The sequence below is a fragment of the Nocardia sp. NPDC005978 genome (assembly GCF_040614455.1).
Taxonomy (GTDB): Bacteria; Actinomycetota; Actinomycetes; order Mycobacteriales; family Mycobacteriaceae; genus Nocardia.
In genome coordinates this window covers 1-24606 of record NZ_JBEXUS010000050.1, presented here as the reverse complement: position 1 = coordinate 24606, position 24606 = coordinate 1, and the positions used below count along the sequence as shown (strand labels likewise).

Genomic DNA, 24606 nt, shown 5'->3' with positions numbered 1-24606 from the left:
CCGAAGTCGGGTACGGCAGGCGAGGTAACCAGCACTGCCGCGTTGTTCTTGCTTGTTCTCCCGAACCCCGCCGGAAGATGAAGGGTGCGTGCGGGTCTCGGCTACGTCGGCCACTGGAATGAACACCAACGCCGCTCTTGCGTTGTGGGCTTTGCTCCGGCTGGAGGCAGTGCTCTAGCAGAGTCGCCGCGCCGGGATACCCGGGATCCCCGAGGGGCCGCGCACTTGCGGGTGATGACGGAAGTTCACGCGCGGTCTGCGAGCGGGGTCGATATGCGGTGGCGGAATCCACCCGGTCTTGCCCGGATGCTCCGACTCTTCCGGCATGACGATCGTTTTCCAGCCGTTCGGACCAGAATTGACCTGGGCGTGGCAGGCATCGCACGCGAATGTCAGGTTCTCGATGTCCGTTTCGCCGCCATCAGCCCACTCTGTGATGTGGTGGACCGCCGAGCGGGTGGCTGGGGCGTCGCATCCGGGGCGGGTGCACCCGCGCTCGACCGCGGTGAGTGCCAGGCGCTGTTCTACCGAGGCGAGGCGTTGACCACGGGAGAGGTGCAGGGGGCGGCCGTTGGCATCCACGATCACCAGGTACGGGGTGGAACGCGCGGCCAGTTTGATCGCTTCGGTGATCGAGAGCGTGCCACCGGTGTTCGTGGTAGCGAGCCCGGTGCGCTGCTCCAGGTCCGTCAGGCGCATGGTGACCACGGTCGAGACCGGCAGCCCCCGGTGATACCCGAGCTTGGTCGGTCCCATATCGGGCTGCAGGAACCGCAGCAGCGCATCGTGATTGCGTTGCGCTTCGCTGCGGTGATCACGCTTGGCAGCAGCCCGCAACACGTTCCGAGCAGCGACGGTGGCAGCATCGGCGTCACTGTCATCGGTCTCGGTTTCGGTGTCGATCCCGAGTTGCGCGGTGGTGTGCGGGCTCTCGGGATCATCGGGGTTGTACATGCCGGGTCGCGCGAACTTGGCGAACATGGGCAGGAACACCGCACCCAACTCCGGAGTGAGCAACCCCGAGATCGGGAACATCCCATCCGCGCGTTGACGGCCGATGCAGATCCCGCGCATCCGTTGCCGATCCCGATCAGCGATCAACGACCCATCCGGGTCGATATGGGCCAGGGCCCGGACCCCGAGGGTCGTCACACCCTTGGGGTCACCGATGCGGGCGTAGTCGGTCAAAGATTGTTCGGTGAAGTCTTTGACTTCCGCGCTCGCGCGTTCGGGAATCCGGTCCAGGACCTTCACGATCGCTTGCACGTGCTCGGCGGAGATCTCTCCCGCGCGCTGGGCGGCGGCGATGTGGGGGAATACCGGTGGCCGCTGGAACGACCCTTCGGACACGGTCGACAGCCGGTCGGCGTTGCGCACTCGAGCCGCGGCATCGAAATGGGACAGCCGCAAGGTCTGTTGCAGGAACACGATCAGACTCTTCACTCCGGCCTGCGTGTTCAACCCCCGCACACCACATTCGAGGACGAAGCGTTGCTTCACCGCTTCGAGCATGCGGAAACTGGTCTCGAGTTCCTGCATCTTCTCGATGAACTCGGCATCGGGCAACGAGAACAGAGGCGATTCGAGCAGGTCTTCCACAATGGCAGCGTGTGCGGTGACACTCTGTGCGATGGTGGTTTCCCCTCCCGAATTCATACCCCCATTCTACTCCTCAATAGCAAACAGATATAGCCCAATTCAATTGTGATACAACAATATTCAGACCCAACTACAGTTCAGAACCCCGCCGGAATCGACCCCGCCGAAACACCGCGCGCACCCGCTCCCGCCAGCCGCCCTCGGGTTCCGTTGCGGGCAAATCGCTTTCGATCGCAGCCTCGGCCACCGCCGCCTCCGCGAAGCGCGCGTGCAACTGGTCACGAACCTGATCCGGCGTATAGGCGCGGCGTCGCCGTTCGGCGCGCACAACGACCACACCGGTGGCGACCACACCGGCCGCGCCTGCCAATCCCACTGCCTTCCACCACCTCATACCGCATAGGCTACGGGCATGAGCGATCAGGGCATCAGCCTGGACCGAGCACTAGAGCTCACCAGAACCGGCGACATCTGGCTCTTTCGCGGGCATTCGGCCGCCGACCGGGCGATTCGCATGACCACCAACAGCCCCGTCAACCATGTCGGCATGTCCGTGGTGATCGACGACCTGCCCGCCCTGATCTGGCACGCGGAACTCGGGCGCTCACTGCCGGACATGTGGTCCGGCAACACCCATCGCGGCGTTCAGCTGCACAATCTGCGGGACGCCGTCATGGTGTGGGCCGAACGCTACGAACAGCGCGCCTGGTTCCGCCAGCTCGACCACCCGGTCACCCCGGAGATGGAAGCCAAACTGCTGCGCACCATCGCGCGCCTGGACGGCACCCCCTTCCCGTCCACGGCCGCCCTGGCGGGCCGCTGGTTCCGCGGCCGCGGCGCGCGCCTGCCCTGGCGCAAGTCCGACAGGGCCACCACCCGCGAGCTCGAAAGCGCCTACTGCGCCGAGGTGGTCGCGGTCACCTACCAGGAGATGGGTCTGCTCCCCACGAACCGCAAATCCAATTGGTATGACCCGGGCCGCTTCTGGAGCGGCGACGGCCTCGAACTGTCGGGCGGCTACGCCCTCGGCGGCGAGATCGCCATCAAGACCTAGCGGACACGCGCCGACCTGACGGGACCGTGATCGTTTCGGGCCTACGCTCGTGCCGGGGACCCCGATCGACGAAGGGAACGCGATGCGCAGCGCCGATCTGATCTTCACCGGTGGGTCGATCATCACGGCCGACGACGGCGGGCCCACCGAGCCCTCCCATCTCGCGGTCTCGGACGGTCGGATCATCGCCGTCGGGTCGGACGAGGTGCTCGGGCACCGGGGACCCGACACCGCGATGATCGATCTCGCCGGGCGCTGCCTCATGCCGGGTTTCGTTGAGGCGCATACGCATCCGACGCAGGACCAGACGCTGTATCTCGACTGCGTGGTCGACATCCGGCCGGTCACCACCTGTCCCACCGCCGACGACGTGGACCGGGCGATCAAACGCGCGCTCGACGTCGCGCCGGCGGGCGAGCCGCTGGTGTTCTACGGCCTGGACGTGCTGTTGCAGACCGGCTACCCGACGCCGACCCTCGAGTGGCTGGACCGGATCGGTCCCGACCGGCCGATCATCATCTGGCAGAACTCCGGGCACCAGGCCTGGGCCAATACGGCGGCGTTGCGCAACGCCGGGCTCACCGACGCCACCCCCGATCCGATCGGCGGCAGTTTCGAGCGTGACACCGACGGTCACCTCACCGGCACCGTGTACGAGGCTCCCGGCGTGGAGGCGGTCGTCGCGCCGATCCTGTTCGCGGCGCTCCAGGGTCCCGAAGCGCTCGCGAAGCAGCATGCGGCGCTGTCCGCACAGGGCGTGACCATGTGCAGCGACATGGCGTTCTCCCCCGCGATGCGCCCGCTGGTGGCGGCGCTGTACGAGCAGAACCTGGCCAGGGTCCGCATGCGGGTGTACGAAACATCAACGCCCGCTTTGACAACCGACTATCCGCTGGCGAACGGGGACGACCTCTTCCAGCAGATCGGCATCAAGATCTGGGTCGACGGGTCGCCCTGGGTCGGCAACATCGACACCTCGTTCCCGTATCTGAACACCCCGGCCACCGCGGCGCTCGGCCTCGGGCACGATCATCGCGGGCACGCGAACTACACCGAAGCCCAGCTCGCAGAGATCGTCGGCGCCTACTACCCGAGGGGCTGGCAGATCGCCTGTCATGTCCACGGCGACAACGGCGTCGACAAGATTCTCGACGCCTACGAGCGGGCCCTGCGCGCGCATCCGCGCCCCGATCACCGCCTGCGACTCGAGCACTGCGGCGCGATGACCGCGGCCCAGTTCCAGCGGGCCGCGCGCATGGGCGTCACCTGCAGCCTGTTCGTCGATCACCTCTACTACTGGGGCGACGTGCTCGCGGACGACCTGTTCGGCGCGGACAAGGGCGGTCACTGGGTTCGCACCAAATCCGCGCTCGACGCCGGGATGCGCGTTTCCTTCCACAACGACAGCCCCGTGACCCGGGAGGAGCCGCTGCGCAACATGTCCGCGGCCGTCACCCGTACCTCCCGTACGGGCCGCGTGCTGGCGCCGGAGGAACGCATCACCGTCGAGCAGGCCATCCGGGCCCAGACGATCGACGCTGCCTGGCAGTTGTTCGCGGACGACATCACCGGCTCCCTGACCCCCGGGAAGTACGCGGACCTGGTGATCCTGGATCGCGATCCCCGCCACGTCGACCCGCTGGACCTGCCCGGCATCGATGTCCACGCCACCTATCTCGCCGGGCAGCCGACCTACCGGCGCTGATCGCCCCGCGCGAGGCACGCCTACGGCCGCCGGCAGAAGCTCCTCGCCACCAGCCCGGCTCGCAGATAGCTGAGCCCGATGGGGGCGACGGGATCGAACCCGGTCAGCGCGCCGACGCGTTTGAGGCGGTAGTCGACGGTGTTGACGTGGACGTTCAGCGTGCGGGCCATCCGTTTTCGATTGCCGTCGGTGTCGATGTGCAGGCGCAGTGTTTCCAGCAGTTCGGGCTGGGAGTCCAGGGGGTCGAGCAGGCGGCCCAGGTGATCCAGGGCCGGTCCGGGGCGGGTCAGCTGGAACTCCAGGGCGATGTCGGGGAATCGGTAGAGACCGGCGCGGTAGCGCAGGCGCTGCACCAGCTGCAGGAGCTGATGGGCGTGCCGGGCGGCGGCGGGCACATCCGGCGCGGCGCTGGGGACCGTGGTCGCGTGGATCGGTATCCGCGCGGCCGCGGCCAGGCAGCCGATCAGTTCGTCGAGGCGCTCGTCGGGCACCCGCGTGCTGGGAACGAGCAGCGTCCCGCCGCCGGTTCCCAACGAGGACAGCACATCCGGACCGAAGCGCAGTGCGAGCGCGTCCCGGAGCCGGCGCGGTGCGCTGTCCGTCGCGGCGGTTTCGGAGTGGGACTCGTCCGGGTGACTGCCCGGGGCCAGCGCGAGCACGTGATAGTGCTCCGCGATTGCCAGGCCGGAGACATCCAGGGGCGCAACGGCTCCCGCGGTCAGCAGCACCGAGGTCAGCGATCGGGTCGCGGCCGTGTGATGGCCGATGACGTGGCGGTATTCGTCGATGTACGCCGCGGCCACGATGGCCGTGATGGTGTCCAGCACATCCAGCAGACTGCGACCGATCCGGCCGGCATCGTCCGCACCTTGCGCGGCCGCGTAGGTCAGCAGAACGTCGGAGCAGAGCCGAATCCCGCTGTGCACGGCCCGATGCACGGCCTCGGCGGGGACGCCGTCGCGTGCGAAACCGGCTGCGGCCGAGGCGATCCGGCCGCGATCATAGCCGGTGTCGTCGCCGTTCATCAGACCGCGGGCGAGCCGCACGCAGATGCCGGCGATAGACAGTTCGGCCCGCTCGGCATCCGCTTCGGGGGTGTGCGAGCCCGCCTGCGCGCGGCCTTCGGCGCCGAGCCGCCGCGACAGCGTTCGAGGATCACCGAGTATCTCGGCCGCGGTCCGGCCCGATACCCGTAACGGGCGCGAAGTCTCCGCAGGCATGGTCCCTCTTCCTGCTCCGACGTTCCTGGACACCAGCATCTGAGAACTAGTGGTTTCACACTGTAGCGCCGCCCCGTATCACGCGACACGAAATTCCGAAGGTCTCGAACGCGTCGCGGGACACCCGCGCTCCGGCGCGCCAACCCCCTACGCCCAGGTAAGTAGCCACAAATTCGCTAACGTTCCCGATCGTGGCGGAGACTGCTTCCAAACGACGCGGGTTGCCCTATGTACTGGCTGCTGTCGGCGTGCTGTGCGCGATTGCCATTGGTGCGCTCGCCTACGCCAACGAGCGGGGTACCCGGGAGGTCACCTCCGAGGTCGGGGCCGAGCAGGTCGGTGACGGGGTGCACCTGGAGTTCGGTGCGCAGCGGATCGAGGCACAGCGGCGGGAAGTGGTGACCCAGTTGCGGGTCGTGCCGTGGGGAGCGCTGGCCACCGACCAGGACCAGACGATTCCCGCGAAGAACATCGTGGTCGAGTTGCCGCTGGCGACCACGACGCGAATGGAGCTGCCCGCCGGTGACCGGATCGCGGTCAAGGAGGTGCGGCTGCCACTCTCGGACGGGGTGATCTCGGACTACCCGTTCGACCGGTACACCGTGCAATTGCTCGCCGAGGTGACCGTCGACGGAGCGGACATTCCGATGTCGTTGTCCTACACCGACTATGACCCCTTCTATCTCAGTCGTGTCACCGAGGAACAGGTGGACGCGGGCGTCGCGTACGCGGAGATCAAGGTCAAGCGCTCGCGGGGCACGTTCATCCTGGCCTGGTTCCAGCTGCTGGTCATGTGGTTGCTGTCGCTGTCCGTCCTGGCCGGCGCGCTCTACATCGTGCGCCATCGCCTCGGCCTGCCCTGGCCGGCCCTGGGCTGGATGGCCGCGACCCTGTTCGCCCTGGTCGGTTTCCGCAACGCCGCACCCGGCACGCCACCGGTGGGCTCACTGATCGACTACTGCGCGTTCTTCTGGGCCGAGGCGATCGTCGCGTTCTCCATCGCCCTGGTGACCTGGAAGGGCGTGCGAGTCACCGGCTGAGAGCGCGCGTTTCGGCGCTCATCGAGTGTTTCCGGCCGCCTGCCGTTGCGGTTCGGCCGAAATCCCCTCGCTGCCACCGAATCCCGATTCGACCGCGTCCACCAGGCCCAGGGTCGAGAGCGGGCGCGGGGTGAAGAGATTGGTGAGGTAGGACAGGGTGATGGCCCAGCGGTTGACGCCCCGGGACACCGCCAGGGTGTGGTAGGCGCGGGTGACCGCCTTGGCCGGCAGGCCCGACAGCCGCACGCCGAGCGGGTTGGCCACCGCGAAACGCGGGCCGAGGTCCACGACCAGGCCCAGGTCGCGGTGTTTGTAGCGGGTGCCGGTGCCGACGCCCAGGCTGGCCGCGACGTTTCGAGCCAGGACGCTGCCCTGACGGGTGGCGTGCTGGGCGGTCGGCGGAGTGATCTTGCCCGGCACGACGAGGTCGGGTACGGCCGCGGCGTCACCGCCGGCGAAGATGTCGGGGTGACCGGGCACCCGCAGCGTGGGGTCCACGACGAGCCGGCCGCGTTCCATCGGCAGCTTCAGGCCGGTGAGGACCGGAGCGCCGGTCACCCCGGTCACCCACGCGACCGTGCGGGTGGGGACGACGGTGCCGTCGGTGAGCACCACTCGCTCGTCGGTCACCTCATCCAGCGTGGTCTCCAGGCGGATGTCGATCCCGCGGTCGCGCAGGACCTGTAATGCCTTCTCCCCCAGTCGTTCACCTACCTCGGGCATGACCCGGTCCGCGGTGTCCAGCAGCAGGAACCGGACATCGGCGGGGTCGAGGCCGCGGCGCGCGGTATAGGCGTCGGCCAGTGCGCGCAGTTGCGCGACGAGTTCGGTTCCGGCGTAGGAGGCTCCGACGACCACGACGGTGCGACGGCCCTCGCGCACGCCTGGGTCGTCCTCGTTGTCGGCCTCCACGAGCTGACGCAGGAAGTGCTCGCGCAGGTACACCGCCTCGGCGATGGTCTTGAGCCCGCGCGCGTGCTCCGCCAGGCCCGGCACATCGAACAGGCGCGTCACCGAGCCCGGGGTCAATACCAGCCTGTCCCAGGACAATTCGACGGGCCCTTCGCTGTCCCGTTGCACGGTCAAGGTTTTCGAGTCCGGGTCGATCGTGTCGACCTTGCCGATCACCAGCGTGACCTTCGGCAGTGTGTCGACCAGGGAGATGGCGACGAACCGCGGGTCGATCAGCCCACCGGCGACGTCCGGCAGCAGCGGCGTGTACAGGTGATAGTCGGTCGGCGAGACCAGCACGATCTCCACGTCCCGCCCGGACCGGCCCAGGATTCGGCACAGCTTCCTGGCACAGGTGAATCCCGCGAATCCGCTCCCGACGATCACCACGCGCTGCCGGCCCGCACTGTTCTCGACTGTCACTGCGCCACCTCGTTGGTCTCGGGGGTTTCCTCGGCGTTTCCCCGCACACCCGGCTCGAAACCCCGCCGCCGCGATGCGGTGACGATCGGCACACCGCCGAATGCGGCGGGACCCGCCGAGACGAGCGCTGACCAGGGAACCGCCCGCCGATCAGTCGGGCAGGTGATCCTGGATCCAGGTGCTGAAGTGGCCGACCCGGGTGTAGGCGGCGTGGGTGGTGAATTCGTGGCCGCAGGGCATGCCGTTGGAGGTGACGCCCACGACCTGGGGGCGCGGGGCGCCGGGCGGGGTATAGAGCATCGGGCCGCCGCTGTCGCCGATACAGGGGCGGGCGGTACCGGCGCCGGAGATGCAGACGATGTCGCCCAGCAGGCCCAGCACGGCCGCGGGCACCAGGCAGTGCGCGCGGGGAATGATCAGCGCCGTGCCCACTTGCAGTGTGGGACTTTGGGATCCGTTGGGTTCGGTCGCGCCCCACCCGGCGATGACGGCGACATCGCCGATGGCCGGATCCTGGCCCTGCGGGGGCAGGTCGGCGGGCTGCGCGGTGGGACCGAAGACGATGGGCTCGGCCAGGGTGAGGACGGCGATGTCGCCGAGGCCGAGCATCGGGTTGAACCCTTCGTTCACCGCCGCGTCCGCGACCTCGATCGGGGTGCCCGCGCCGGTGTCGGTCGAGCCGTACAGGATGCCCAGGTTCGTCGGCCGTTCGACGCCGATCAGGCAGTGCGCGGCGGTCAGCACGGCGCGCGGGGTGAGAATCGTGCCGTTGCAGGGACTGAGCGCGCCGGTGATCTGCACGACGGAATGGACTTCCCCGGCGGCCGCGGGGTGCCCGCCCGCTATGGCGGAGGCGGGGGTGCAGGGCGCGAGGGCTATCGCCGCGACGGCGACGCAACCGGCCCAGGGAATTGCTCGTCGGTACCCGGCTGTGTTTCGAAGGGGCATGGCCTGCTCCTACGGGTGCGATGCAACAGGGACTCGGGAGGTTTTCGCCAACGGGCTGACCAACTGTTGCGCGGCGTCCGGTGATCATGTCTCGGGCCGATGGACGCTGCCGAAAGAATCCTATATGTGGCGCACGGCACAATGGCGCAGCGTCCGCCCTCGGCGTGCCCGAATTCGCAGTCGTGAATTGCGCTGACGTGCGGATATTCGGACGTCTGTCAGTATGGAGGGGATGAAATCTCCCGAGCGACCCCCGGCCCCCGACGTCGAAGCCGACGGCTCGGGCGCGGTACGCATAGACGAGCTTCGCGTACTGCACGGGCAGTTCGTCGACTTCATGCTCGATTACAAATTCGCGATCGACGAGATCACCACGAAGTTCAACATCCTGCGTGAGGATCTGCACAATTCGAACGAGTACAACCCGATCGAGCACATCAACTCGCGGCTGAAGTCACCCGAGAGCGTGCTGGAGAAGGTGCAGCGCAAGAAGTACCCGATGAACCTGGCCAGCATCCGGGAGAACGTCCTGGACATCGCCGGTGTTCGCGTGGTCTGCAGCTTCATCTCCGACATCGCCGCGGTCCGGGACATGATCGCCGGTCAGGAGGATGTGACCGTCCTGGACGAACGCGATTACATCACCCATCGCAAGCCGAACGGCTATCAGAGCCTGCACCTGATCGTCTCGATCCCGGTGTTCCGCGTCGATCGCACGGTCCGCGTTCCCGTCGAGATCCAGATTCGCACGATCGCCATGGATTTCTGGGCCAGCCTGGAACACAAGATCTACTACAAATATCGCGGCCAGGTCCCCCCGAACCTCCTCGCCGAACTGACCCGGGCCGCCGAGGCCGCCAATCAGCTCGACGAGAAAATGGAGTCCCTGCACCGCCTGGTGGACCACAATGGCCACCGCACCCCCATCTCCGAACGCCAGGGCGGTCTCGATTTCAGCGCCCTCTACGAAAACCTGCTCGCCGAGGACTGACCGCACGACGTTCGCCGGGAAAACACATTCGACACCCGTGGCAGGATGGGCACAATGAGCGCCCGTTTCTTGAATATCGATGTGGAAGTGCGAGATACGGCCGATCCGACGGCCCTGCGTACCGCCTTCGGGGCCGATATCTCCGTCCTGCACGTCGGCACGGACGCCGACGGCCTGTTCCTGTTCACGTTCGAAGCGATCCTGGCGGACACCGACGATCCCGCCGTCGTCGCCGAGGCGCTGTGCACGGTGATCGAAGGCCTCGACGCCCCGGCGCGCGCCCACTGGCACGCGGTCCGGGACCGGGTCTTCGATCTCGGCTACGAAGCCGAACTGACCGGCCCGGTCTCCTCCCCCGTGTTCTCCCCGTCCCTCCTGCGCCGCCTGGCCGACCTCGACGTCCGCCTCGCGATCTCGATCTACGTCCCACAGCTCCGCCCGGACAGCGCCCCCGATCTGCTGGCTCCCGGCGCGAATTGCTGACCGGCCGACCATGTTTCATGGTCCGCGCACGCGGACGAGCGGACCGGGGTCGCCGGTCCGCTCGGGTATCGGGGAGACCGGGTGGGTCCGGCCGATCGTGTTCTCGGGGTGCAGTTTTCGGGGTGGCCCACCGCGGCGTCGCGGCGGGCCGGCCGGAGCGATCAGGTCGATAGGGGCAAGGGGGTCGCGGGGCGGGTGTAGTGCGTCGGATCCGGCGCCGCCGGGGCGAACAGGTCGAGTTCTTTCGTCGTGCGCTGGGCGCCCGGAATCCCGCCGGGCAGGCAGCTCGCGCTGCCGCCGGCGAGGATGAGCAGGGCCATCGCCGGGAGGGCGACCGTCCGGGGCGGTCTCACCGGGCGGGGACCGGGTCGGCGGCCATCGCGGCGATCAAGCTGTTGGGGCGCATGTCGGTCCAGTGCTGTTCCACGTAGGCCAGGCAGGCGGCGCGGTCGCCCTCGTGGACCGACTGCCAGCCGTCCGGGACGGGGGCGAAGTCGGGCCACAGGGAATGCTGGCCTTCGGCATTGACCAGGACGGCGAAACGACCGTCCTCGTTGTCGAATGGATTGGTCTCGCTCATGCGCTGTCCCTTCCGGTGTTCGTGGTGGACCGGCGCCCGGTGGCGCCGGTGGTGGAAACCTCTGTGCGGCCGTCGGATTCGGCCAGATGCCGGCGCAGGATCGGGCCGATTCGGTCGAGGGCCCGGGGAGAGCCCATGTCCACGTGCGAGCAGGGCAGGAAATGCTCGTGGATCTCCCCGCCGACGATCTGCCGCCACGGCCCGGTGCCGGGTACCGGCGGGGCCGGGCGGTCCACCGGGGGCGTGTCCTGCACCGTGGCGGTGAAGTACACCAGCTCGCCGTCGTACCGGCCGGGCTCGTAGCGGTAGGCCATGCTCGTGCCGGCCAGGTAGCCCGCGTAGAGCCGTTCGACCTGGGTGGCGTCCAGCGCGCCGAACGGACCCTGCTGTTCGTGCAGCAGTTCCGCCGCCCGCGCCGCGGACACGTGCTCGGCGGCCAGGCTCGAATCACCGAGCAGCGCCGCGAGCAGTTCCCCGGCGCTGGGATCGGCGACCTCCGGCTCGCCGGCCAGAATCCGGCTGTCCAGCAGCGCGAGCACCGCCACCCGCTCTCCCTCCGCCTGCAACTGCGCGGCCATCTCGTACGCGATCAGCCCGCCCAGCGACCAGCCCAGCAGGTGGTACGGGCCCTGCGGCTGCACGGTTCGCAGCTCGCGCAGATAGCGTCCGGCCAGCTGTTCGATCGTGTCCAGTCCGGTGTTGTCCTCGGTCAGCTGCGGCAGCTGCAGACCGTAGAGCGGACGCTCGGGCTCGAGGTGCGGCAGCAGCCCGGTGTAGCTCCAGGCGACGCCGCTGGCCGAGTGCACGCAGAACAGCGGAGCCAGCGTGCCCTGCGGCCGAATCGGCAACAGCGGCAACAGCGCCGCCTCGATGCCCGTGCCCGCACCCGGCTCGGTGACCCGGGCCGCGATACCGGCCGGTGTCGGATCCAGGAACAGCGCCTGCATGGGCAGGTCCGCCCCGGTCCGGTCCCGGATCTCGGTCACCAATCGCGTTGCCAGCAGCGAGTTTCCGCCCAGCTCGAAGAAATTGTCGTCCACGCCCACCGCGGCCGGTCCCAGGACCGCGGCGAAGGCCGCGCAGACCAGTTCCTCGGTGTAGGTACCGGGCGCGCGGTAGGGCGCCCCGGCCAGCAGCTCGGGTTCGGGCAGCGCGGTGCGATCCAGTTTGCCCGCGGGGGTGAGCGGCAACGTCTCGATCAGCGTGATCGCCTGCGGCACCATGTATCCCGGCACCCGCGCCGCCACGTGCCGGCGCAGATCGGCCACGATCAGCGCCGCGTCGGCGCACACGTAGGCCGCCAGAATCGTGGCGCCGGAAGCGGTGTCGTACCCGATGGTGGTCGCGGCGCGCACACCCGGGAACGACACCAGCGCGGCGTCGATCTCACCGAACTCGATGCGGAACCCCCGGATCTTGACCTGATGGTCACCGCGCCCGAGGTATTCGAGCTCGAGCCCGGCCGGGCGCGCCAGCCAGCGCACCAGATCGCCGGTCCGGTACATGCGCGTGCCGGGTCGCCCGAAGGGGTTGGCCACGAACCGTTCCGAGGTGAGCGCGGCCCGGCGGTGATAGCCCCGCGCGAGCGCGGGCCCGGCCAGGTACAGCTCGCCGGGCACCCCGATCGGCACCGGCCGCAGCCGGGTGTCGAGCACGGCGAGCCCGAACCCGCGCAGCGGCCCGCCGATGGTGATGGGCGCTCCGGGCCGCAGCGGCGAACTGATGGTCGCCGCCACCGTGGCCTCGGACGGGCCGTAGGCGTTGAGCATGGTGCGCTGCGGTGCGCTCATGGTCCAGCGATCCACCAGTTCGGGCCCGGTGCGATCACCACCGACCATGATCATCTCGAGCTCCTCCAGCCCGGCCGGTTCGACCGTGGCCAGCGCCGCCGGGGTGACGAAGGCGTGGGTGATCCGCTCGGAGTGCAGCAGCTCGCGCAGTTCGGCGCCGCCGAGCACGCCCGCGTCGGCCAGCACCAGGGTCGCCGCCGCGCCGAGCGCGAGCAGCACCTCGAGAATCGCGGCGTCGAAACTGGGCGAGGCGAAGTGCAGCACCCGCGAGCCCGTGGTGACCCCGCCGCGCTCGGCCAGCTCCGCCGCGAAGTCGGAGATGCCCGCGTGGGTGACGCTGACGCCCTTGGGCAGGCCGGTGGAACCCGAGGTGTAGATCAGATACGCCGGATTCGCCAGGTGCGCCGCACGATGCAGATCGCTCGCCGACAGCTCCGCGCTCGAGTAGAGACGGGTCTCGGCGGCGAAGGACGGATCGTCCAGCGCCTCCCACTGCGGCCCGTCGGGCAGCTCGGCCCGGCAGCGCGTGACCGTGACTCCGATGCGCACCTGCGAGTCGGTGAGCATGTGTTCCTTGCGCAGCGCCGGATAGGCCGGATCCACCGGCACGAACGCGGCACCGGTCTTGAGTACCGCGAGCATGGCCCGCACCGCCTCGACCGAGCGCGGAATGCTCAGCGCCACAATCGTCTCCGGTCCCACCCCGCGCGCGAGCAGCGCCCGGGCGAGCCGGTTGGTGGAGCGGTCGAGCTGCTCGTAGCTCATCTGGATCTCACGATCGCGCACCGCGACCGCGCGCGGGGCGGCCGCCATCGCCGCGGCGAAGACCTCCGGGAAGGTGATCGCGCCCCGCGACTCGGCGCCGAATACCGGTACCAGCGTGCGGGTTTCGGCCGGATCGAGCAGTTCCAGATCCCCCACCGCGATGGAGGTGTCCGCGACCGCGGCCGCCAGCACCCGAACGAATCGGCCGCACAGCAGTTCCGCGCTCTCGGCGTCGAACAGATCGGTCGCGTAGGTCACGCACAGCTCGATGCCGTCCGGAGCCCCGTGCGGGGTATGGGTTTCGGTCAGCGTGAACTGCAGATCGAACTTGGCCACCTCGAAGCCCGGGTCCTCCGCCGTGGCCACGACCTCGCCCAGCGCCGGCAGCCCCGGCACCGCGTTGTGCACCGACAGCATGACCTGGAACAGCGGGTGATGCGCCGCCGAGCGCGCCGGGTCGAGCGCTTCCACCAGCCGCTCGAACGGGATGTCGGCGTGGGCGAAGGCGTCGAGATCGGTTTCGCGCACGGTGTCGAGCAATTCGGCGAACGAGCCGGAGTTCGACACCGGTGTGCGCAGGACCAGGGTGCCGACGAACATGCCGACCAGCGCGTCCAGGCGCGGATCCACGCGCCCGCCGATCGGCGTGCCGATCACGACGTCGCCGGTGCTGCCGAGGCGGCCGAGCAGCACGGCCAGCACCGCGTGCAACACCATGAACACGCTGACGCCGTGCCAGCGCGCCAGTTCGTTCAGCTCGTCGTGCAGATCGGCGTCGATCCGCGCGTACACCGAGGCGCCGTGCTGGGACGGCACCGCCGGGCGCGGCCGATCCATCGGCAGGGTCAGGCAGTCCGGCAGGTCGGCGAGCTTCTCGGTCCAGTAGGCGAGCTGGCGCGCGGCCGAGCTGTCCGGATCGGTGTCGCTGCCCAGCACCTCGTGCTGCCACAGGCTGAAATCGGCGTACTGCACCGGAAGCGGCGGCCACGCCGGGTCCCGATGCGCCGCACGCGCGGTGTAGGCGGCCACGAGATCTCCCGCCAGCGGCGCGGCCGAGGCGCCGTCCGCCGCGATGTGATGCATGACCAGCAGCAGCACGTGCTCGTCCGCGCTCACCCGCACGATCGCCGCGCGCACCGGAATCTGCTGTGTCACATCGAAGCCCGCGGTCAGGAAGGTGCGGGCGAACTGCGCGGCGGCGGTGTCGGACAACTCGGTGACCGGCACCGTGAGCGCGGGGTCGGACACCGGCAACACGACCTGGTGTGGTCCCGTGCCGTCGGCGGGGAACACGCTGTGCAGCACCTCGTGCCGGGCCACCACATCGGCGACGGCCAGGCTCAGCGCGGCCGCGTCCAGCGGACCGCGCAGGCGCAGCACGAACGGGATGTTGTACGCGCCGGAGGCGGTGTCGAACCGGTTGAGCAGCCACAGGCGCTGCTGCGCCGGGGACAGCGGAATCCGCGCGGGCCGGGTCCGGGCCACCAGCGCCGGCCGGTCGCCGCCGCCCGCGGCCAGGGCGCGCTCGAGCACCGCGCCCAGCTTCTCCGGGGTCGGCTGCTCGAACACCGCGCGCACCTCGAGCCTGCACCCGGACGCCGCGGCGATGCGGGCCACCAATTGCGTTGCCGAGAGCGAGTTCCCGCCCAGCTCGAAGAAATTGTGGTCCGCGCACACCGTCTCGCGGCCGACGACCTCGGCCATCGCCGCGGCCACCAGCTTCTCCCCCGCGGTGCGCGGCGCCCGGCCGGTGTCGGAGACGGTGAACGACGGCTCCGGCAGCGCCCGGCGGTCCAGCTTGCCGTTGGGCGAGAGCGGAATCGACTCCAGCATCAGGAAGGCCGAGGGCACCATGTGCGCGGGCAGGCGCTGGGCGGTGACGTCGTGCAGTGTGCGCGGGTCGACCGTCTCGCCCTCGAGCGCGACGGCGTAGCACACGATATGCGCGCGGCCGCCGTCGTCCTTGCGAACCTCGGTGTGCGCGAAACGGATTCCGTCGCACGCCGCGACGACCGCCGAGATCTCGCCCAGCTCGATGCGGAAGCCGCGCACCTTGACCTGGTGGTCGGCGCGCCCGGCGAAGATCAGTTCGCCGTCGGCGTTCCAGCGCACCAGATCGCCGGTGCGGTACAGCCGCTCACCGGATTCCCCGAACGGGTTGGCCACGAACCGCTCGGCGGTCAGGGCCGGGCGGTGCTGGTAGCCGCGCGCCAAACCGATTCCGCCGACGTAGAGTTCGCCGACCGAGCCCGGGGGCACCGGCCGCATGCGCGCGTCGAGCACGACGGCGCTGACCCCGCGCATGGGCCGGCCCAGCACGATGGGCCGATCCGGGTGCATGGGCTCGGAGAAGCTGGTGGCGATGGTCGCCTCGGAGGGTCCGTAGCCGTTGACCATGTCCCGGCCGCGGGCCCACTGCTGCACCAGTTCCTGATCGAACGCCTCGCCGCCGACGATGAGCGTGCGCAGGCTCGGCAGCGGCCACCGGTCGGCGTCCATGCTGGCCAGCGCGGCCGGGGTGATGACCACGTGCGTCACCCCGGCATTGTCGATGAGCTCGGCCAGGTCGTCGCCGCCGTACACGTCGATCGGGACGATGACCATGGTCGCGCCGCCGCACCAGGCCAGCAGCAGTTCCAGCACCGCCACGTCGAAGCTCGGCGAGGCCAGGTGCATGGTGTGCGAGGAACGGTCGACATCGAACCGGACCCGTTGCACCTCCGCGCAATTGAGCAGGCCGCGGTGGGTGACCGCGACGCCCTTGGGCAGGCCGGTGGAGCCCGAGGTGTAGATCAGGTACGCCAGATCGTCCAGGCGCGGGGTGCGGCGGCGCTCGGCGTCGGTGACCGGCGCAGCGGAGAGTTCCGCCACGGCGGCCGCGTCGTCCACCAGCATCCACTCGATGCCCAGGTCGCCCGGCAGCGCGACCTGATCGCCGGGCACGGTGAGACCGAAGCGCACCGCGGAGTCGGTGAGCATGTGCCGGATGCGATCCAGCGGATGGCGGATGTCCACCGGCAGGAACGCCGCGCCGGTCTTGGCGATGGCCAATGATCCGGCCACCGACTCCACCGAGCGGGCCAGGCCCAGCGCGACCACGTCGCCCGGGCCGACCCCCCGCCCGATGAGCTTGCGCGCCAGTCGATTCGTCCAGGCGTCGAGCTCGTCGTAGGTCAGCGTCCGCTCCCCCGCCACGATCGCGGGGTGGCCGGGCGTCACGGCCCGCTCGAACAGCTCGATCAGCGTGATCGAGCTCGCCGCCCGCGCACCCCGCGCGGGCGCGAGCACCGAACGCTCCCAGGCCGAGAGCATGTCGGCGTCGCCGACCGCGGCCGCGGGCTCGGCCAGCAGGCCCGCCAGCAGCCGCACGTAGCGCCGGCTCATCCGATCCGCGGTGGCGGCGTCGAACAGGTCGGTGGCGTAGGACAGCGTCATCTCGATGCCGTCCGGCGCGCCGCTCGCGGTGTGCGTCTCGGAGAACGTGAACTGCAGATCGCACTTGACCAGGCCCGGATCGACCGGGAACCCGGCCACGGTGACCTCGGGCAGGCGCACGGTCGGCACGCCCATGTTGGTGAGCGACAGGCTCACCTGGAACAGCGGGTGGTGCGCGGTCGAGCGGACCGGGTTGAGCACCTCGACCAGGCGCTCGAACGGCAGCTCGGCGTTGGCCATGGCGTCGAGATCGGCCTCGCGGACCGAATCGAGCACCTGATCGAAACTGGCGCCGCCGTCGATCCTGGTGCGCAGCACCAGGGTTCCGACGAACATGCCGATGAGCTCGTCCAGCGCGGCGTCGCCGCGCCCGGCCACCGCCGTGCCGATGGCGATGTCGCCGGTGCCGCTGGTCCGCGCGATGAGCACCGCCAGCACCGCGTGCAGCACCATGAACACGCTGGCGTCGTGGTCGCGAGCCGCCTCGGTGAGGCGGGCGTGCAGATCGGCCTCGATCCGGGCCGAGGTGGATCCGCCGCGATGGGAGGCCACCACCGGGCGCGGGCGATCCGCGGGCAGCTCCAGGCATTCGGGCAGATCCGCCAGGCGTTCGGTCCAGTAGGCGAGCTGGCGCGAGGTCAGGCTCTCGGAATCGTCCTCGGCCCCCAGCAGTTCACGCTGCCAGATGCTGAAATCGGCGTACTGCACCGGCAATTCGCGCCACTGCGGCGCGCCGCCGGTGCTTCGCGCCCCGTACGCGGCGACCAGATCGCCGGCCAGCGGGGTGAGCGACCAGCCGTCCGCGGCGATGTGATGGATCACCACGACCAGCACGTGCTCGTCCTCGCCGACGCGCAACAGCGCCGCGCGGATCGGAATCTCCACGGCCAGATCGAATCCCGCCGCCGCGACATCGAAGGCGTCGGTGAGCACGGACTGCGGGCTCGACACGATGCGCGCGAACGGCAGCGTGGCCGCCTCCGCGCCCAGCACCACCTGGTGCGGGCCGTCGGCGTCCTCCGGGAACAGCGTGCGCAGCACCTCGTGCCGGGCGACCACGTCCGCGACCGCCTGCCGCAGCACGTCCGCGTCCAGCTGCCCGTTCAGGCGCAACCCGAGCGGAATGTTGTAGGCCGCAGAACCCGGGTCGAAGCGGTTCAGGAACCACAGGCGCTGCTGTGCCAACGACAGCGGTACCCGCGCCGGGCGCGGTCCCGCCGACAGCGCGAGCCGGTCGGTGGCCGTTCCGGCCGAATCATCCAGCAGCAGCGCCAATTCGGCAGGCGTCGGATGCTCGAAGATGGCGCGGACGGCCAATTGCACCCCGCTCGCCGCGCTCAGGCGCGCCACCAGCTGGGTGGCCGAGAGCGAATTGCCGCCGAGGTCGAAGAAGCCGTGATCGGCGGACACGGACTCGTGCCCGAGCACCTCGGCCATGACCTGCGCGACCAGCTTCTCGTTGGGCGTCCGCGCCGCCCGGCCCTGCGCCGCGGCCTCCCAGACCGGTTCGGGCAGTGCGCGCCGATCCAGTTTTCCGTTGGGCGAGAGCGGAATCGCGACCAGCGGCACGAACACCGCGGGCACCATGTGCACGGGCAGGCGTTCGGCGACGCCCGCGCGCAGCGCGGCCGTGTCGAGCGGGTCGTCGTCGGACACGACGAAGCACACGATCGCCTGCCGTCCGGCCGCGTCCTTGCGGACCTCGGTATGCGCGAAGCGAATTCGCGGGCTGTCCGAGACCACCGCGGTGATCTCGCCCAGTTCCACGCGGAAACCGCGCAGCTTGACCTGATCGTCGCTGCGGCCGACGAAGGCCAGCACGCCCGAACGGGTCCAGCGCACGATGTCACCGGTGCGGTACATGCGCTCGCCCGGAATCGCGGCGAACGGATTGCTGACGAACCGGTGCGCGGTCAGGCCAGGCCGCTCGTGGTAGCCGCGGGCCAGGCCGTCACCGCCGATGTAGAGATCGCCGGAGACCCCCGGCGGCACGGGCCGCAGCCGCTCGTCCAGCACGACCACGGTGGTACCGCGAATCGGGCCGCCGAGCACCACCGGATCGGCCGCGCCGATCGGATCGGAGATCACGCTCATGATGGTGGTCTCCGTCGGGCCGTAGCCGACGAACATGGAGCGGTCATCGGCCCAGCGCGCCAGCAGTTCCGGGCCGACGGCCTCGCCGCCCGCGCACAGGCTGCGCAGGGACGGCAGCGGCCAGCGCCGCTTGTCGATGCTCGCCAGCGCGGCGGGTGTGATGAACGCGTGGGTCACGCGCTCGCGCTCGATCAGCGTGGCGAGTTCGTCGCCGCCGTACACGTCGGGCGCGGCGAGCACCACGGTCGCGCCCGCGCACCAGGCCAGCAGCAGTTCCAGGATCGAGGCGTCGAAACTGGGCGAGGCGAAATGCAGGGTGCGGCTCTCGGAGTCGATGCGGAATCGGTCCCGCTGTTCGGCGGCGAAGCCGGCCAGGCCGCGATGGGTGACCGCGACACCCTTGGGCTTGCCGGTCGAGCCCGAGGTGTAGATCAGGTACGCGACGTAGTCCAGGCCCAGCGAGCGGATCCGCTCGGAATCGGCGATGGGCGCGGCGGATTCGCCCGCTTCCAGCTCCGCCAGCGTGAGCCAGGTCAGCTCGGTGGACAGCGCGCCGAGATTCTCCGCGGTGGTGATGCCCAGGCGCGCACCGGAATCGGTGAGCATGTGGGCGATGCGGCCGGCCGGGTAGCGCAGGTCGACCGGGGCCAGGGTCGCACCGGACTTGGTGACCGCGACCGCGGCCAGCACCGAGTCCAGCGATCGCGGCAGGCCCACCGCGATGGTGTCGCCGGGACCGACGCCGCGCGCGATCAGCGCCCGCGCGACACGGTTGGACCGCTCGTCGAGTTCGCCGTAACTGATCGAGCCCGAATCCGATACCACGGCGGTGGCGGCGCGGGCAGCGGTGGCGGCGGTGAAGATCTCGGGCAGGGTGGCCGGCACCGGGCCGGTGACACCGCGCGCGGGCGCCGAGGCCGCGCGCTCGGCGACCGAGAGCAGATCGATGTCGCCGACCGCGATGTGCGGGCGGCCGCTGACCCCGGCCAGGAGCTGGACGAAGCGGGCGCAGAGCTGTGCCGCGGTGTCCGCGTCGAAGATGTCCGTGGCATAGGTCAGCCGGATGTCGATGCCGTCCGGATCACCCTGTGCGGTATGGGATTCGGTGAAGGTGAACTGCAGGTCGAACTTGGCGATCTCGAGGGCGATGTCCTGGACGCGGATCACCACGTCGTCCAGGTGCGGCAGTTCGGGCACCACGTCGTGCACCGACAGCATGACCTGGAACAGCGGGTGGTGCGCGGTGGAGCGCGCCGGGTCCACCGCCTCCACCAGGCGCTCGAAGGGAATGTCGGCGTGCGCGAACGCGTTCAGGTCGTGCTCGCGCACCGCGGCCAGCAGTTCGGTGAAACGGGTCGCGCGATCGACCTCGGTCCGCAGCACCAGGGTGCCGGCGAACATGCCGATCAGGGGATGCAGCCGGGCGTCGGCACGGCCGGAGATCGGGGTGCCGACGGTGACCTCGCCGGCTCCGGCGAGCCGGGCCAGCAGCACCGCGAGCACGCTGTGCAGCACCATGAACAGACTCACGTTGTTGTCGCGAGCCAGGCGGGTGAGCGCGGCGTGCGAGGAGCCCTCGAGCCGGGCCGAGACCGATGCCCCGACCTGGGTGCGAACGGCCGGGCGCGGGCGGTCGGCGGGCAGTTCGAGCACGTCCGGCACCCCGGCCAGGCGCTCGGTCCAGTAGGTGAGCTGCCGGGCGGCCCGGCTCTCGGGATCGGCCTCCTCGCCCAGGATCGCCTGCTGCCACAGGCTGAAATCGGCGTACTGCACCGGCAATTCGGCCCAGTCCGGGGCCTGGCCGCGCCGGCGGGCGGCGTACGCGGTCGCCAGATCGCCCGCCAGCGGTGCGGTGGATCCGCCGTCGGCGGCGATGTGGTGCACGACCACGACGAGCACGTGATCGTCGGCGGCGACCCGCAGCAGTTCCGCGCGCAGCGGGAGTTCGGTCGCCAGATCGAAACCGCGGGCGGCCGCCGCGTTCAGGTGCTCGGCGATCGCGTCGCCGGGCAGCGCGGTCACCGGCATGGCGAAGCGCGCCGTGCGCGCCGGGCCCCGGGGGCTCTCACCCGGAACCGTTGCGCCGGTCGGCGTTTCGGCGGAGCGATCCAGCGGCAGCACCAGCTGATGCGGTCCGTCGGCGTCCTGTGGGAAGAGCGTGCGCAGCGCCTCGTGCCGCTGCACCACGTCCAGCAGCGCCGACCGGAGCGCGTCCTCGTCCAGCGGCCCGCGCAAACGCAGCGCCACCGGAATGTTGTATGCGCCCGAATCGGTGTCGAAGCGGTTCAGGAACCACAGGCGCTGCTGCGCCGGGGACAGCGGGATCCGGCCGGGGCGGTGCCCGCGGGTCAGCTCCGGCACATCCGAATCCCGGGCCAGCAGTTCGTCGACCACCCGCGCCAGCTGTTCGGGTGTCGGGTGCTCGAAGACCGCGCGCACGCCGAGCTGGCGTCCGGTCGCGGCGGCCAGCTGGGCGACCAGGCGGGTCGCCGAGAGCGAGGTGCCGCCGAGCTCGAAGAAATCGTGATCGGCGCAGACCTGCTCGCGCCCGACCACCTCGGCCATGGCCGTGGCCACCAGAATCTCACTGGGGGTGGACGGTTCGCGGCCCTGCGCCAGTTCCCAGACCGGCGCGGGCAGGGCGCGGCGATCCAGTTTGCCGCTGGGCGAGAGCGGAATCGCGTCGAGCACCACGACCGCCGTGGGCACCATGTACCCGGGCAGGCGTCCGGCCGCGTGGGCGCGCACGGTCGCCGCGTCCAGCGACCCCGTGCCCGCGATATAGCTGACGATGCGCGGGGTTCCGGCATCGTCGTGCCGGATCTCGGTGTGCGAGAAGCGGATTCCATCCAGTTCGGCCACGGCCGCGCTGATCTCGCCGAGTTCGACGCGGAAGCCGCGAATCTTCACCTGGTCGTCGCCGCGGCCGACGAACACCAGTGTGCCGCCGTCGGTCCAGCGCACCACGTCACCGGTGCGGTACATACGCTCGCCCGGCGTCGCCGCGTAGGGGTTGGCCACGAACCGCGCCGCGGTCAGGCCGTTGCGATCGACGTAGCCGCGGGCCAGGCCCGCGCCCGCGACGTAGAGCTCGCCCGCCACCCCGATCGGCACCGGGCGCATGCGCGCGTCGAGCACCGCCAGCGCCGCACCGCGAATGGCGCGGCCCAGCAGCACCGGCTGATCCGGAACGAGGGCGTCGGAGATGACCGGGGCCACGGTGGCTTCGGACGGGCCGTAGGCGTTGAACATCGCGCGCCCGGCGGCCCAGCGGGCCACCAGGTCCGCGCCGACCGCCTCGCCGCCCACGACGAGGCAGCCCAGCGCGGGCAGCGGCCAGCGCGCGGTGTCGATGTCGGCCAGCGCGGCCGGGGTGATGAAGGCGTGCGTGACGCCTTCGGTCTCGAGCAGCCCGGCCAGTTCGTCCCCGCCGAAGATCTCGGCCGAGGCGACCACCATGGTCGCGCCCGCGCCCCAGGCCAGCAGCAGTTCCAGCACCGAGGCGTCGAAGCTCGGTGAAGCGAAATGCAGGGTGCGGCTGTCGGATCGCACGTCGTAGCGTTCGCGCTGTTCGGCCGCGAAGGCCGCCAGACCACGATGGGGCACCGCGACGCCCTTGGGGACGCCGGTGGAGCCCGAGGTGTAGATGACGTAGGCGATGTCGTCGATCGAGAGCGGGCGGACCCGGTCCGAATCGGTGACGGCCGTGGACAATTCGCCCGAGTCCTCCACCGGCAGCCAGCGCAGGTCGAGGTCGGCGGGCAGCCGGGTGCTGTCCGCGGCGGTGGTCAGGCCCAGGCGGGCGCCGGAGTCGGTGAGCATGTGCCGGATGCGGTCGGCCGGATGGCGCACGTCGACCGGCAGGTAGGCCGCGCCGGTCTTGGCCACGGCCACCGTGGCGACGACCGATTCCATCGAGCGGCCCATCCCCAGCGCCACCACGTCGCCGGGGCCGACGCCCTCCGCGATCAGGGTGCGCGCCAGCCGGTTCGACCATTCGTCGAGTGCGCCGTAGGTGAGCGCGCCGGTCGGGGTGAGCAGCGCGGTGCGGGCCGGTTCGGCCGCCGCGCGGGCGAAAAGCTCGGGCAGGGTGCGGAATTCGCCGGCGGCCGGGCCCCGGACGGGAGCCAGGGCGCGCACCTGCTCGGGATCGAGCAGCTCCAGATCACCTACGGCCGCTTCGGGTTCGGCGATCGCAGAGCCGAGCAGGCGCAGGAACCGCAGGCTCAGTTCCACCGCCGTGGTCTCGTCGAACAGGTCCGTCGCGTAGGTCAGGCACAGATCCAGCCCGGGCGCGCCCGCGTCGGCGGCGGCGGCGGGCGGTGCGGCGGTGAAGGCGAACTGCAGATCGAACTTGGCGACGGTCGGATCGACGCGGTGCACGGACAGGTCGAGTCCGGGCAGCCCGATGGACGGCGCCGGGAAGTTGTCGACCGACAGACTCACCTGGAACAGCGGGTGGTGTGCGGTCGAGCGCACCGGATTCAGCTCTTCCACCAGCCGTTCGAACGGCAGATCGGCGTGCGCGAACGCCGCGAGATCGGTGTCGCGCACGGTGGCGAGCAGTTCGCCGAACGTGGCGGCGGGCTCGACCTCGGTGCGCAGCACCAGCGTGCCGACGAAAGCGCCGATGAGCGCTTCCAATTCGGGCTCGGTGCGGCCCGCGATGGCCGTGCCGACGGCGATGTCGCCGGTGCCGGCCAGCCGGGACAGCAGCACCGCGAGCACGGCGTGCAGCACCATGAATTCGCTGACGTCGTGCCTGCGCGCGAGCGCGGTGACACCGGCGTACAGGTCGGCCTCGACCCGGGTGCGCACCGAACCGCCGCCGTGGGTGGCCACGACCGGGCGCGGGCGATCCGCGGGCAGTTCCAGGCAGTCGGGCAGGGCGGCCAGGCGCGATCGCCAGTACTTGAGTTCTTGTGCGGCAACGCTTTCCGGATCGTCCTCACTGCCGACCAGGGTCTCGTGCCAGACCGCGAAGTCCGCGTACTGCACCGGCAGCGGGGCCCACTGGGGCGCGCGCCCCGCGTGCCGCGCGGCGTAGGCGGCGCTCAGGTCGGCGGCCAGCGGCGCGAGCGACCAGCCGTCCATGGCGATGTGGTGCACGATGAGCGCGAGCGCGTACTCCTCGTTCCCGGTGCGCACCAGATCCATGCGCACCGGCAGCTCGGTGGTCAGATCGAAGCCCTGTTCGGCCGCCGCCGCGACGTGCGAGTCGACCTCCAGCGCCGAGGCCCGCAACACGGTCAGGCTCAGCGGCACCTCTTCGACCGGAACCACGACCTGATGCGGTCCCTGCTCGTCCTGCGGGTACAGGGTGCGCAGAATCTCGTGCCGGGCAAGCACATCGGTGAGCGCGGCGCGCAGCGCGGACTCGTCCAGCGCACCGCGCAGCCACAGCGCCACCGGGATGTTGTACGCGCCGGAATCGGTGTCGAGCTGGTTCAGGAACCACAGCCGCCGCTGCGCCGAGGACAGCGGCACCCGGGCCGGGCGCCGGGTCCCGGCGAGCCGGGGCCGGGTCG

Annotated in this window: 13 protein-coding genes; 5 read left to right on the top strand and 8 right to left on the bottom strand. The window is 70.4% G+C overall.

The window, feature by feature from the left end:
* Nucleotides 1–174 precede the first annotated feature (174 nt).
* Together ABZ319_RS22545 and ABZ319_RS22540 are read right to left on the bottom strand one after the other, a co-directional pair.
* Nucleotides 175–1656 carry a DUF222 domain-containing protein gene (locus ABZ319_RS22545; protein WP_354988430.1) on the bottom strand — a complete coding sequence of 494 codons (1482 nt, stop codon included), beginning with the start codon at nucleotides 1654–1656 and terminating at the stop codon, nucleotides 175–177.
* A gap of 73 nt (nucleotides 1657–1729) precedes the next feature.
* A complete protein-coding gene (locus ABZ319_RS22540; protein WP_354988429.1) occupies nucleotides 1730–1951 on the bottom strand; it encodes a hypothetical protein in 222 nt (73 codons plus the stop codon).
* 60 nt (nucleotides 1952–2011) lie between these two features.
* Between ABZ319_RS22540 and ABZ319_RS22535 the strand changes: the two genes are divergently transcribed.
* The gene (locus tag ABZ319_RS22535) at nucleotides 2012–2653 is read left to right on the top strand and encodes a hypothetical protein (RefSeq protein WP_354988428.1); all 642 of its coding nucleotides are present in this window, start codon (nucleotides 2012–2014) and stop codon (nucleotides 2651–2653) included.
* Between the two features lie 82 nt (nucleotides 2654–2735).
* On the top strand, nucleotides 2736–4358 hold the full coding sequence (locus tag ABZ319_RS22530; protein WP_354988427.1) for an amidohydrolase family protein: 1623 nt from the start codon (nucleotides 2736–2738) through the stop codon (nucleotides 4356–4358).
* Nucleotides 4359–4378: 20 nt separating this feature from the next.
* On the opposite strand, the gene ABZ319_RS22525 is transcribed toward ABZ319_RS22530, so the two are convergent.
* Nucleotides 4379–5578 (bottom strand): helix-turn-helix domain-containing protein, encoded by a 1200-nt coding sequence (locus ABZ319_RS22525; protein WP_354988426.1) that lies wholly within the window; start codon nucleotides 5576–5578, stop codon nucleotides 4379–4381.
* 191 nt (nucleotides 5579–5769) lie between these two features.
* On the opposite strand from ABZ319_RS22525, the gene ABZ319_RS22520 reads away from it, so the two are divergent.
* Nucleotides 5770–6618, top strand: a complete 849-nt coding sequence (locus tag ABZ319_RS22520; protein WP_354988425.1) for a DUF4436 family protein — start codon at nucleotides 5770–5772, stop codon at nucleotides 6616–6618.
* 18 nt (nucleotides 6619–6636) lie between these two features.
* Here ABZ319_RS22520 and ABZ319_RS22515 read toward each other — a convergent pair whose 3' ends face one another.
* Together ABZ319_RS22515 and ABZ319_RS22510 are read right to left on the bottom strand one after the other, a co-directional pair.
* Nucleotides 6637–7992 carry an NAD(P)/FAD-dependent oxidoreductase gene (locus tag ABZ319_RS22515; protein WP_354988424.1) on the bottom strand — a complete coding sequence of 452 codons (1356 nt, stop codon included), beginning with the start codon at nucleotides 7990–7992 and terminating at the stop codon, nucleotides 6637–6639.
* Between the two features lie 150 nt (nucleotides 7993–8142).
* Nucleotides 8143–8940 carry a serine protease gene (locus ABZ319_RS22510; protein ID WP_354988423.1) on the bottom strand — a complete coding sequence of 266 codons (798 nt, stop codon included), beginning with the start codon at nucleotides 8938–8940 and terminating at the stop codon, nucleotides 8143–8145.
* Between the two features lie 232 nt (nucleotides 8941–9172).
* Between ABZ319_RS22510 and ABZ319_RS22505 the strand changes: the two genes are divergently transcribed.
* Together ABZ319_RS22505 and ABZ319_RS22500 are read left to right on the top strand one after the other, a co-directional pair.
* The gene (locus tag ABZ319_RS22505; protein ID WP_354988422.1) at nucleotides 9173–9931 is read left to right on the top strand and encodes a GTP pyrophosphokinase family protein; all 759 of its coding nucleotides are present in this window, start codon (nucleotides 9173–9175) and stop codon (nucleotides 9929–9931) included.
* A 54-nt stretch (nucleotides 9932–9985) separates the two neighbouring features.
* Entirely contained in the window at nucleotides 9986–10414 is a 429-nt protein-coding gene (locus tag ABZ319_RS22500; RefSeq protein ID WP_354988421.1) for a hypothetical protein, read from the top strand.
* Nucleotides 10415–10575: 161 nt separating this feature from the next.
* On the opposite strand, the gene ABZ319_RS22495 is transcribed toward ABZ319_RS22500, so the two are convergent.
* The 3 genes from ABZ319_RS22495 to ABZ319_RS22485 are packed head-to-tail and all read right to left on the bottom strand — an operon-like array spanning nucleotide 10576 to nucleotide 24565.
* The gene (locus ABZ319_RS22495; protein WP_354988420.1) at nucleotides 10576–10734 is read right to left on the bottom strand and encodes a hypothetical protein; all 159 of its coding nucleotides are present in this window, start codon (nucleotides 10732–10734) and stop codon (nucleotides 10576–10578) included.
* Nucleotides 10735–10763: 29 nt separating this feature from the next.
* Entirely contained in the window at nucleotides 10764–10994 is a 231-nt protein-coding gene (locus ABZ319_RS22490; protein WP_354988419.1) for an MbtH family protein, read from the bottom strand.
* Nucleotides 10991–24565: an amino acid adenylation domain-containing protein gene (locus ABZ319_RS22485; protein ID WP_354988418.1), complete on the bottom strand. Its 13575-nt coding sequence runs from the start codon at nucleotides 24563–24565 to the stop codon at nucleotides 10991–10993. Before ABZ319_RS22485 ends, ABZ319_RS22490 begins: the two co-directional genes overlap by 4 nt.
* Nucleotides 24566–24606: the final 41 nt, after the last annotated feature.